The sequence below is a fragment of the Citrobacter sp. wls757 genome (genome assembly GCF_005280935.1).
GTDB classification, from domain to species: Bacteria; Pseudomonadota; Gammaproteobacteria; order Enterobacterales; family Enterobacteriaceae; genus Citrobacter; species Citrobacter portucalensis.
Map to the genome: position 1 here is coordinate 189897 of NZ_SZWU01000020.1, position 11067 is coordinate 200963.

The 11067-nt window shown below is 52.7% G+C and carries 10 protein-coding genes; 6 read left to right on the plus strand and 4 right to left on the minus strand.

The window, feature by feature from the left end:
• A partial coding sequence (gene ldcA, locus FDW94_RS06865; RefSeq protein ID WP_249358334.1) for a muramoyltetrapeptide carboxypeptidase occupies positions 1–611 on the plus strand: 611 nt, incomplete at its 5' end.
• Positions 612–708: 97 nt separating this feature from the next.
• Positions 709–2442, plus strand: a complete 1734-nt coding sequence (locus tag FDW94_RS06870) for a potassium/proton antiporter (protein WP_008785011.1) — start codon at positions 709–711, stop codon at positions 2440–2442.
• 104 nt (positions 2443–2546) lie between these two features.
• Here FDW94_RS06870 and dadX read toward each other — a convergent pair whose 3' ends face one another.
• Together dadX and FDW94_RS06880 are read right to left on the minus strand one after the other, a co-directional pair.
• Entirely contained in the window at positions 2547–3617 is a 1071-nt protein-coding gene (gene dadX / locus FDW94_RS06875) for a catabolic alanine racemase DadX (protein ID WP_137377347.1), read from the minus strand.
• Positions 3618–3629: 12 nt separating this feature from the next.
• The gene (locus FDW94_RS06880; RefSeq protein WP_137377348.1) at positions 3630–4928 is read right to left on the minus strand and encodes a D-amino acid dehydrogenase; all 1299 of its coding nucleotides are present in this window, start codon (positions 4926–4928) and stop codon (positions 3630–3632) included.
• A 322-nt stretch (positions 4929–5250) separates the two neighbouring features.
• Here FDW94_RS06880 and FDW94_RS06885 point away from each other — a divergent pair, with 322 nt between their 5' ends.
• Entirely contained in the window at positions 5251–6783 is a 1533-nt protein-coding gene (locus FDW94_RS06885) for a SpoVR family protein (RefSeq protein WP_137377349.1), read from the plus strand.
• Between the two features lie 102 nt (positions 6784–6885).
• On the opposite strand, the gene fadR is transcribed toward FDW94_RS06885, so the two are convergent.
• Entirely contained in the window at positions 6886–7605 is a 720-nt protein-coding gene (gene fadR, locus FDW94_RS06890) for a fatty acid metabolism transcriptional regulator FadR (protein ID WP_003833559.1), read from the minus strand.
• A 236-nt stretch (positions 7606–7841) separates the two neighbouring features.
• Here fadR and nhaB point away from each other — a divergent pair, with 236 nt between their 5' ends.
• The 3 genes from nhaB (at position 7842) to FDW94_RS06905 (ending at position 10510) form a co-directional block, all read left to right on the plus strand.
• Complete coding sequence (nhaB, locus tag FDW94_RS06895; protein WP_008785014.1) at positions 7842–9386, plus strand: Na(+)/H(+) antiporter NhaB; 1545 nt, start codon at positions 7842–7844, stop codon at positions 9384–9386.
• 141 nt (positions 9387–9527) lie between these two features.
• Positions 9528–10058, plus strand: coding sequence for a disulfide bond formation protein DsbB (dsbB, locus tag FDW94_RS06900; protein ID WP_003844060.1), 531 nt, complete (start codon positions 9528–9530; stop codon positions 10056–10058).
• Between the two features lie 110 nt (positions 10059–10168).
• Entirely contained in the window at positions 10169–10510 is a 342-nt protein-coding gene (locus FDW94_RS06905) for a DUF1971 domain-containing protein (protein ID WP_003020940.1), read from the plus strand.
• 29 nt (positions 10511–10539) lie between these two features.
• Here the strand turns inward: FDW94_RS06905 and FDW94_RS06910 are convergent, their stop codons facing one another.
• A complete protein-coding gene (locus tag FDW94_RS06910; RefSeq protein ID WP_003020944.1) occupies positions 10540–10986 on the minus strand; it encodes a YcgN family cysteine cluster protein in 447 nt (148 codons plus the stop codon).
• Positions 10987–11067 lie beyond the last annotated feature (81 nt).

Sequence of the window (11067 nt, forward strand, 5' to 3'; positions counted from 1 at the left end):
TGTGCGGACACAGCGATTTTACGGCGATCCAGTGTGGTCTGCTGACACAGGGGAATGTGATTAGCTTCAGCGGCCCGATGCTGGCGGCGAACTTCGGCGCCGAAGAAATGAACGCATTCACCGAGCACCATTTCTGGCAGGCTTTGCGTAATGCCCAATTTACCCTCGAATGGCAGGGTGACGGTCCACAGTGCGCAACTGAAGGTACACTGTGGGGCGGAAATCTGGCGATGATCATTTCGTTGATGGGTACACCGTGGATGCCGGCCATCAAAAACGGGATTTTGGTGCTGGAAGACATTAACGAGCATCCATTCCGTGTCGAGCGCATGCTGCTGCAGCTGTACCACGCCGGAATACTGGCCCAGCAAAACGCCATTATTCTCGGCAGTTTTAGCGGTAGCGCTCCCAATGATTACGATGCCGGTTACAATCTTGATTCAGTTTGTGATTTTCTACGCGCCAGATTGTCAGTACCGTTGATCTGCGGCCTCGATTTTGGCCATGAACAACGCACTGTCACCCTGCCTTTGGGAGCCAATGCGGTGCTGAAAAATGATAAAAACGGCACTCAGCTCACCTTAAGTGGGCATCCGGTACTAAAATCGTAAAAAAAGCGGCTAATGGGGCTAAGCAAAACGCTGTTTCTGTCGTTATTATGGTAGGGTTTATTAATACGAAACAGCGTAATTCAGGAGTAACCGAACGTTGGATGCCGCAGCAATTATTAGCCTTTTTATTTTGGGTTCCGTTCTCGTCACCTGCAGTATCTTACTCAGTTCATTCTCATCACGCCTTGGTATCCCTATCCTGGTGATATTTCTCGCTATCGGTATGTTAGCGGGCGTAGATGGTATAGGCGGCATACCTTTCGATAACTATCCATTCGCCTACATGGTGAGTAACCTGGCACTGGCAGTTATCCTGCTCGACGGCGGGATGCGCACCCAGGCCAGCTCTTTTCGCGTTGCGTTAGGCCCGGCGCTATCGTTGGCGACGGTCGGTGTGCTGATTACTTCCGGACTCACTGGCATGATGGCCGCGTGGCTGTTTCATCTGGATCTTATCGAAGGACTCCTGATTGGCGCGATTGTTGGTTCAACCGACGCCGCGGCGGTCTTTTCCCTGCTTGGCGGTAAGGGGCTTAACGAACGCGTTGGCTCTACGCTGGAAATTGAATCCGGCAGTAATGACCCGATGGCCGTGTTTTTGACCATCACGCTCATCGCCATGATCCAAAACCACGAAACCGGTTTAAGCTGGATGTTCGCGGTGCACATTATCCAGCAGTTTGGCTTAGGCATCGTTATCGGTCTGGGCGGTGGATATATGCTCCAGCAGATGATTAACCGCATTTCTCTGCCTGCCGGACTGTATCCGCTATTGGCGTTAAGCGGTGGGATCCTGATTTTTGCCCTGACCACTGCGCTGGAAGGCAGCGGTATTCTGGCAGTTTATCTGTGTGGTTTCTTGCTGGGTAATCGCCCTATTCGCAACCGGTTTGGCATTCTGCAAAACTTCGACGGTCTGGCCTGGCTGGCGCAAATCGCCATGTTCCTGGTGCTCGGACTGCTGGTTACGCCGTCCGACCTGCTGCCTATCGTGGTTCCTGCGCTGATTTTGTCTGCGTGGATGATTTTCATTGCCCGCCCACTTTCGGTTTTCGCCGGACTGCTGCCGTTTCGTGGCTTTAATCTGCGCGAACGCATTTTCATCAGTTGGGTGGGTCTGCGCGGTGCGGTACCCATCATCCTCGCCGTCTTCCCAATGATGGCGGGTCTGGAGAACGCGCGCCTGTTCTTTAACGTCGCGTTCTTCGTGGTACTGATCTCGTTGCTGTTTCAGGGAACCTCACTTTCTTGGGCCGCTAAGAAAGCCAAAGTGGTGGTCCCTCCCGTCGGCTGGCCCGTGTCGCGCATTGGCCTGGATATTCATCCGGATAACCCGTGGGAGCAGTTTGTTTATCAGCTCAGCGCAGATAAGTGGTGTGTGGGCGCCGCATTGCGCGACCTGCATATGCCGGAAGAAACGCGAATAGCCGCCCTGTTTCGTGACAACGTGCTGTTTCATCCCTCCGGCAGTACGCGTCTGCGCGAAGGCGATGTATTGTGTGTTATTGGCCGCGAGCGCGATCTCCCGGCTCTTGGCAAGCTGTTCAGCCAGTCGCCACCTGTGTCGTTAGACCAGCGCTTCTTCGGTGATTTTATTCTTGAAGCCAGCGCAAAATATGCCGATGTGGCGCTGATTTATGGCCTGGAAGATGGCACCGAGTATCGTGATAAGCAGCAAACGTTGGGTGAAATTGTCCAGCATCTGCTTGGTGCCGCGCCGGTCGTCGGTGACCAGGTGGAATTCGCTGGCATGATCTGGACCGTAGCCGAGAAGGAAGATAATGCGGTGCTGAAGGTCGGTGTTCGCGTTGCTGAAGATGAGGATGAGTAAAGCGGATGTTTTGCCGGGTGGCGGCTGCGCCTTACCCGGCCTACAAAATGCACTGACTCTGGAGGCCTGATAAACGCAGCAGCATCAGGCAATGCTATATAAAGTTACACCGTCACAACTGGCACGCGCAGCGCCAGAGAACACATTAACTCGTAGCCTACCGTACCTGCGGCGGTGGCCACATCGTCAATTTTAATCTCTTTGCCCCACAGCTCTACCGGCGTCCCGATCCCTGCCTGCGGGCATGGTGTCAGATCTACCGCCAACATATCCATTGAGACTGTCCCCACCGTCCCGGTACGTACACCGTCCACCAGCACCGGAGTACCACTTGGCGCATGGCGTGGATAACCGTCTGCATAGCCGGTCGCTACAATGCCAATGCGCTGCTCGCCGCTGGCAGTGTAGCGTCCACCGTAGCCCACCCGATCGCCAGCTTTCAGCGTCTGTATGCCGATGATCTCACTGCTCAGCGTCATCACTGGCTTCAGGCCGGTGTTAGCGATGTCCCGCCATTGTCCTGAAGGCGACGCACCATACAAAATAATGCCCGGACGAACCCAGTCATAATGCGCTTCAGGGTGCCACAGCGTGGCTGCCGAATTCGACAGCGATCGTCTGCACTCCAGCCCTTCAGTTGCCTGCGCAATACGTGTCATAGCCTCCTGGATACCTTCCGGGTGATCTGCATCGGCAAAATGTGACATCAGCGTCATTTCACCGACGTTGGGCATCGTCCGCAGCTGTTGCCAGACCGTGGGAACTCTTTCCGGTAAAAAACCAAGGCGGTTCATACCACTGTTCACCTTCAGGTAAACATCGAGCGGCGCCTTCAGGCGCGCATTCTGCAATGCTTTTAGCTGCCAGTTACTGTGTACACAGGTGGTGAGTCGATAATTGTCATATACCGTCAGGTCTTCGGCGTGGAAAAAACCCTCCAGCATGAGTATCGGGCCTTTCCATCCGCGCTCGCGTAGGGTTATCGCCTCTTCAAGATTGAGCATGGCAAAACCATCGGTTGTGCCCAGCGCATTCCAGACGCGTTCAATACCGTGTCCATACGCATTGGCTTTCACCACCGACCAGACGCGGGCGTCCGGCGCGGCCTGGCGGGTAATGGTCAGATTTTGTTTCAACGCCTGCAGGTCAATGCTGGCCAGTATCGGGCGGGTCATCTCACGTCCTTATCAGTTATGTGCGCCATGTAAATGCCGTGGACGAGAGGGTGTAAACCCCGGACTGTAACGCGCCACGCTCAGATCGTCATAAGGTATGGCTGGCGTACGGCCAGAAAGGATATCGCTCAGCAGCTGACCGGAGCCGCAGGCCATGGTCCAACCCAGCGTGCCGTGTCCAGTATTGAGCAGCAGATTCTTAAAGCGGGTGCGCCCCACCACCGGCGTTCCGTCCGGCGTCATCGGACGCAGTCCGGTCCAGAAGGTTGCCTGCTCCACATAACCGCCGCGCGGGAAGAGATCGCGTACGACCATTTCCAGCGTTTCACGACGAGGTTGTAGCAGTTCTGTATTAAAGCCGACAATCTCCGCCATGCCGCCAACGCGAATACGATTGTCAAAGCGGGTAATAGCGATTTTGTAGGTTTCATCGAGGATAGTAGAAACCGGCGCACCGTCGTCTTGCGCCACCGGAATGGTCAACGAATAACCTTTGAGCGGATAGACCGGGATATCAACGATCCCTTTCAGCATTGCCGTGGAGTACGAACCAAACGCCATCACATAGGCATCGGCTTTAACTATCTCTTCGCCGCACTGGACGCCATAAATCTGCTCACCATCGCTCAGCAGCTTATCGACCGGGGTGTTAAAGCGAAACTTAACGCCCGCCTGCTCCGCCATCTGAGCCAGACGCTGGGTAAACAGCTGGCAGTCGCCGGTTTCATCATTCGGTAAACGCAAACCACCGGTCAGTTTGTGCGCTACTTCTGCCAGTGCGGGTTCGACTTCCGCCAGACGGTTTGCTTCCAGCAGTTGATATGGCACGCCAGCGTCTTCGAGCACGGCGATGTCGCGGGTAGCGTTCTCATACTGTTGAGCGGTACGGAAAAGTTGCAGGGTTCCGCCCTGGCGCCCCTCGTACTCGATACCGGTAGAGGCGCGCAGCGCTTTCAGGCAATCACGGCTGTATTCCGCCAGTCGCACCATGCGTCCTTTGTTTTCCATATAGTGGCTGGTGTCGCAGTTGCGCAGCATCTGCCACATCCATTTCAACTGGAACTGGGTTCCGTCAAGACGGACGGCCAGCGGAGCGTGGCGCTGAAACATCCACTTAATTGCTTTTAGCGGTACGCCTGGTGCCGCCCATGGTGCTGCATAACCTGGAGAGATTTGCCCCGCGTTCGCCGCACTGGTTTCCAGTGCCGGACCGGGCTCACGATCAATGACGGTGACATCGTGTCCAGCCTGACTTAAGTACCAGGCGCTGGTCACGCCAACGACACCACTTCCCAGTATGACAACTCGCATAGCCACTCCGTTAACAGTAAAAGAACAATCATCTAATTACATCTTGATAACTCAGTTGAAAATATTATTCAACATATGGCTTTTTTATGGTGACTTACCTCACATATAGCGGTGATGGCTGGGGACTCTCCGCTTTGGCATCTCCTGCTGTGCGTTATTTTTATCCAGCATAAAATTTTGCGGCCATGCCATTTTTCGACGCCTCGCTAACGTGAAATCGCAAAGAAAAAATTTCTGCCGCAGCACGTTTTTTAACACCATGATCTATGCTTGACATGAGGTACTCCAGACAGAGAGTGCCGCCAACAATGAGGGTGCGCGAATGGCTACGATTGATTCCATGAACAAGGACAGCACACGGTTAAGCGATGGACCCGACTGGACGTTTGATCTGCTGGATGTCTATCTGGCAGAGATAGACCGCGTGGCGAAACTCTACAGATTGGATACCTACCCGCACCAAATCGAGGTGATCACCTCCGAACAGATGATGGACGCTTATTCCAGCGTCGGGATGCCGATCAACTATCCTCACTGGTCGTTTGGTAAAAAGTTTATTGAAACCGAGCGCTTGTATAAGCATGGTCAGCAGGGGCTGGCCTATGAGATCGTTATCAACTCCAATCCGTGCATCGCGTATCTGATGGAGGAGAACACCATCACCATGCAGGCGCTGGTGATGGCGCATGCCTGCTACGGACACAACTCCTTTTTCAAAAACAACTACCTGTTCCGAAGCTGGACGGATGCCAGTTCCATTGTCGATTACCTGATCTTCGCGCGAAACTATATTACCCAGTGTGAAGAGCGTTACGGCGTGGATGAAGTCGAAAAGCTGCTCGACTCCTGCCATGCGCTGATGAACTACGGCGTTGACCGTTACAAACGCCCGCAAAAAATCTCCCTACAGGAAGAGAAAGCCCGTCAGAAAAGCCGTGAAGAGTATCTGCAAAGCCAGGTGAATATGTTGTGGCGCACGCTGCCGAAGAAAGAGGAAGAGAAAACCGTGGCGGAAGCCCGGCGTTATCCCTCTGAGCCACAGGAGAACCTGCTGTACTTCATGGAGAAAAACGCCCCGCTGCTGGAGTCCTGGCAACGCGAAGTGTTGCGCATTGTACGCAAGGTCAGCCAGTATTTTTATCCGCAGAAACAGACGCAGGTGATGAACGAGGGCTGGGCCACTTTCTGGCATTACACTATCCTGAACCACCTTTATGATGAAGGTAAAGTCACCGAACGGTTTATGCTGGAGTTTCTGCATAGCCATACCAATGTGGTATTTCAGCCGCCCTACAACAGCCCGTGGTATAGCGGGATAAACCCTTATGCCCTGGGGTTTGCCATGTTCCAGGATATCAAACGTATTTGTCAGTCGCCGACCGAGGAGGACAAATACTGGTTCCCGGACATAGCGGGTTCTGACTGGCTGGAAACCCTGCATTTTGCGATGCGCGATTTCAAAGATGAGAGCTTTATCAGCCAGTTCCTGTCACCAAAGGTGATGCGTGATTTCCGTCTGTTCACCGTGCTGGATGACGATCGTCACAACTATCTGGAGATTTCAGCGATTCATAACGAGGAAGGATATCGTGAGATCCGCAACAGGTTGTCGTCGCAATACAACCTCAGCAACCTGGAGCCGAATATTCAAATTTGGAATGTCGATCTGCGTGGCGACCGTTCGCTCACCTTACGCTATATTCCGCATAACCGCGCACCGCTGGATAAAGGACGCAAAGAAGTGCTCAAGCACGTACACCGGCTTTGGGGTTTTGACGTGATGCTGGAGCAACAGAATGAAGATGGCAGCGTGGAGCTGTTGGAGCGTTGCCCGCCAAGGATGAACAGTCTGTAAATCTTATTGCCGGAGGCGGTGTAAACACCTAATCCGGCCTACGAAGTGCACGTATTGTAGGCCGGATAAGACGCTTTGGCGTCGCCATCCGGCTTTGAGCGATTAACGTCCCTGAATCGCCAAATCGCCCGGCAGGCTCTTTTGCATGCGATGCCAAATTTCGCCACTGTCGTGACCATAGCGGCGCACCGTTTCATACACCTGCTCATGAGCGCCCTGCTCGCAGAGTTCTGACAGTTTACGGTAGAAGCTCAGCGCCAGCGCGCGCGCTTCCGGATTGGCAAAGTAATGACGACCAATGCGGGTATATAATCCTTTCATACCGTTGAGGATCAAACCGTAAATCGGATTGCCGGAGGCAAATGCCAGGCCGCGGAAAATGTTATAGTCCAGATCGGCAAATGCGTCAGCGTGGTCGGCCACCTGATTTGCCGTCGCCAGAACCTCCTGTGCTTTATCAGGATGCTGGCGAAACGCAGTGCGAACAAAGATCGTCGAAATATTAGTACGCACGGACAGCAGATTATCAATCAACTGCGGGACACTCTCGTGATCGAGACGCGCCAGCGTTTCAAGAATATTCAGCCCGGAGGTTTCCCAGAAGTTATTCACCTTCGTCGGCTTGCCGTGTTGAATGGTCAACCAGCCATCTCGCGCCAACCGCTGCAATACTTCGCGTAGCGTGGTACGTGTCACCCCAATAAGTTCGGAGAGTTCACGTTCAGCGGGCAAAATAGTGCCAGGTGGGAAGCGGTTATTCCAGATACTTTCAATGATGTACTCTTCCGCGAACCCAGCCGGGCTTTGCGCCTTAATGACCATAGTAAAAATTCCATTACACAGCAAAACATAGTTACACACATCATACCAGATGGGTATCTTAGCTGATAGCTGACGCAATGAAGAAAAAGTGGATCAAGGCTTCATTTTCCAAATAACGCTACAGTACAGCCAACCTTGCCAGTCTCGTGAATAGCTTGCCTGTACTCCCTCCTCCCGCTAAGCTTTGCGGTCAAACATAAAAACATGATTTCATTTTTAAAGGTAGGGAAATCACCATGGAGCTATCATGGGGCCGCGCTATGTGGCGCAATTTTTTAGGTCAATCACCAGACTGGTACAAACTTGCACTGCTTGTCTTCTTAGTCGTTAACCCGATTATTTTTTTCATCAACCCTTTTATCGCCGGCTGGTTGCTGGTGGCCGAGTTCATTTTCACGCTGGCGATGGCGTTAAAATGCTACCCACTGCTGCCAGGCGGGCTGTTGGCTATCGAAGCTGTCATTATTGGTATGACCAGCGCCACGCATGTGCGTGAAGAGGTTGCCGCAAATCTTGAGGTGTTATTGCTGCTGATGTTTATGGTGGCAGGCATCTACTTTATGAAGCAGCTATTACTGTTTATTTTCACTCGTCTGCTGCTCACTATTCGCTCCAAGACGCTGCTGTCACTGTCTTTTTGTGTTGCAGCCGCTTTCCTCTCTGCGTTCCTCGATGCGTTGACCGTCGTTGCCGTGGTAATCAGCGTTGCGGTCGGGTTTTATGGTATCTACCATCGCGTTGCTTCTTCTCGCGCGGAAGACAACAACATGCTTGATGACAGCCATATCGATCAGCACAATAAAGTCGTACTTGAGCAGTTCCGCGGTTTTCTGCGTAGCCTGATGATGCACGCGGGTGTCGGTACGGCGTTAGGCGGCGTGATGACCATGGTGGGCGAGCCACAAAACCTGATTATTGCCAAAGCGGCTGGCTGGCATTTTGGCGACTTCTTCCTGCGCATGTCGCCAGTTACCGTCCCGGTACTGATTTGCGGCCTGTTAACCTGTGTACTGGTCGAGAAATTGCGCTGGTTTGGCTATGGCGAAACGCTGCCGGAGACCGTCCGTGATGTCCTGCAACAGTTTGACGATCAGAGCCGCCAACAACGTACCCGCCAGGACAAAATCAAACTGATTGTCCAGGCGATTATTGGCGTCTGGCTGGTCGTTGCTTTGGCCCTGCATCTGGCAGAAGTCGGATTGATCGGTTTGTCGGTCATCATTCTGGCAACCTCGTTGACCGGCGTAACCGACGAACATGCGATAGGTAAGGCCTTTACCGAGTCGCTACCCTTCACCGCGCTGCTGACCGTGTTCTTCTCTATTGTCGCGGTGATTATCGATCAACAGCTCTTTTCGCCGATTATTCAGTTTGTTTTGCAGTCGTCTGAACATGCACAACTGACGCTGTTTTATCTCTTCAACGGCCTGCTGTCTTCGATCTCTGATAACGTTTTTGTTGGTACGATTTATATCAATGAAGCCAAAGCCGCGATGGAACATGGGACCATCAGCCTTAACCAATTTGAGCTGTTGGCAGTGGCGATCAATACCGGGACCAACCTGCCTTCGGTGGCCACGCCAAACGGCCAGGCTGCATTCCTGTTCCTGCTGACCTCTGCACTGGCGCCGTTGATTCGCCTCTCTTATGGTCGCATGGTGTGGATGGCCCTGCCTTATACTCTCGTCCTGACGCTCGTCGGCCTGCTTTGCGTCGAGTTCACGCTAGTTCCGGTGACCGAGTGGATGACCCAAACGGGCTGGTTAGCTACACTTTCATAACAATTAACCGGGCGAATCACTGCCCGGTTTGACTTTTTGCATGATAAATATCCGATTACGCAAATTTTCAATTCCCGCTAGTGGCGCATAAAGTGAATTGGTTTAAACTGCGGTCTCTACGCATGTTGCAGGGAAATGATTATGTTGCGATTTTTAAACCAGTGCTCTCGAGGTCGTGGAGCATGGTTATTGTTGGCGTTAACCGCCTTTGCGCTGGAGCTCGTCGCGCTGTGGTTCCAGCACGTCATGCTGCTAAAACCTTGCGTGTTGTGTATTTACGAACGTAGCGCATTATTTGGCGTGATGGGTGCAGGGCTGGTGGGTGCTATCGCACCAAAAACACCGCTGCGCTATGTGGCGATGATAATCTGGATTTACAGTGCCTGGCGCGGACTTCAGTTAGCGTATGAGCACACCATGATTCAGCTGCACCCATCCCCGTTTATGACCTGTGATTTTGCCGCACGCTTCCCAAGCTGGCTGCCGCTGGACAAATGGCTGCCGCAGGTGTTTTTAGCGTCCGGTGACTGTGCTGAGCGCCAGTGGTCTTTTTTAACCCTGGAAATGCCGCAGTGGCTGTTGGGGATCTTCGCCGCCTACCTGGTGGTCGCCGTGCTGGTAGTGATAGCACAGCCGTTCAAACCGAAAAAACGTGACCTCTTCGGTCGCTAACAGAGACGCTCCTTCGGGAGCGTTTTTTTTGCCTTAAATTCATTGCCTGCTGGCATCTATAAGATGTATATTAAATACATCTTATAGATGCCACACCAAGGAGATGTCATATGTCCCATTTACGCATCCCGGCAAACTGGAAAGTTAAACGCTCTACTCCCTTCTTCACGAAAGACAACGTCCCGGCAGCACTGCTTTCTCACCATAACACTGCAGCAGGCGTTTTTGGCCAGCTTTGCGTGATGGAAGGTACGGTAACGTATTACGGCTTTGCCAATGAAGACGCAAAAGAGCCTGAAGTAAAAGTGGTGATTAATGCCGGTCAGTTTGCGACCAGTCCGCCGCAGTACTGGCATCGCGTTGAATTAAGCGACGACGCGCAATTCAACATCAATTTCTGGGTTGAAGATGACAACCATGGCGATGAGATGTATCAGGCGAAAAAGTCTTAAGCCTTAACGCCTGCTAATCGATGGGCGGTTTAGTCCGCCCATGAAGGTTTGTTCAGAATATGATCCTGCCAGTCACGCACTTCCGATTCTTTCACCGCAATATGACGTACTGAAATACGTTCACCGTGCATCGCCGCTTTTGACCCCGTCAGCAGTGGATGCCACTCCGGCAGCCCTTTACCTTCCGCTAGCAGACGATACGCGCAGGTCATCGGCAGCCATTCAAAGGTAGGCAGATTATCGCGCGTCAGTTTGATACAGTCAGGCTCGTACTCGAATCGGCGTTCGTAATTACGGCACTGACAGGTTTTGATATTGAGCTGCTTACACGCGACGTTAGTAAAATAGATTTCGTCGGTGTCTTCATCCATCAGCTTATGCAGGCAGCATTGACCACACCCGTCACATAATGACTCCCACTCGGCATCGGTCATTTCATCCAGGGTTTTACTTTGCCAGAAAGGTATGTCGCTCATCAGGGTATCCGCTATTGCAATAAAGCTGCACCTTATAACCAGTCTGGCACGCTGATGCAAGTTTTGCCGCCCGAAAAGGCG

What these genes read in the sequence shown, in the direction of transcription:
- dadX (WP_137377347.1), bottom strand. Translation starts at nt 3,617, where the DNA reads ATGACCCGCCCGATACTGGCCAGCATTGACCTGCAGGCGTTGAAACAA.
- FDW94_RS06880 (WP_137377348.1), bottom strand. Translation starts at nt 4,928, where the DNA reads ATGCGAGTTGTCATACTGGGAAGTGGTGTCGTTGGCGTGACCAGCGCC.
- FDW94_RS06885 (WP_137377349.1), top strand. Translation starts at nt 5,251, where the DNA reads ATGGCTACGATTGATTCCATGAACAAGGACAGCACACGGTTAAGCGAT.
- fadR (WP_003833559.1), bottom strand. Translation starts at nt 7,605, where the DNA reads ATGGTCATTAAGGCGCAAAGCCCGGCTGGGTTCGCGGAAGAGTACATC.
- nhaB (WP_008785014.1), top strand. Translation starts at nt 7,842, where the DNA reads ATGGAGCTATCATGGGGCCGCGCTATGTGGCGCAATTTTTTAGGTCAA.
- dsbB (WP_003844060.1), top strand. Translation starts at nt 9,528, where the DNA reads ATGTTGCGATTTTTAAACCAGTGCTCTCGAGGTCGTGGAGCATGGTTA.
- FDW94_RS06905 (WP_003020940.1), top strand. Translation starts at nt 10,169, where the DNA reads ATGTCCCATTTACGCATCCCGGCAAACTGGAAAGTTAAACGCTCTACT.
- FDW94_RS06910 (WP_003020944.1), bottom strand. Translation starts at nt 10,986, where the DNA reads ATGAGCGACATACCTTTCTGGCAAAGTAAAACCCTGGATGAAATGACC.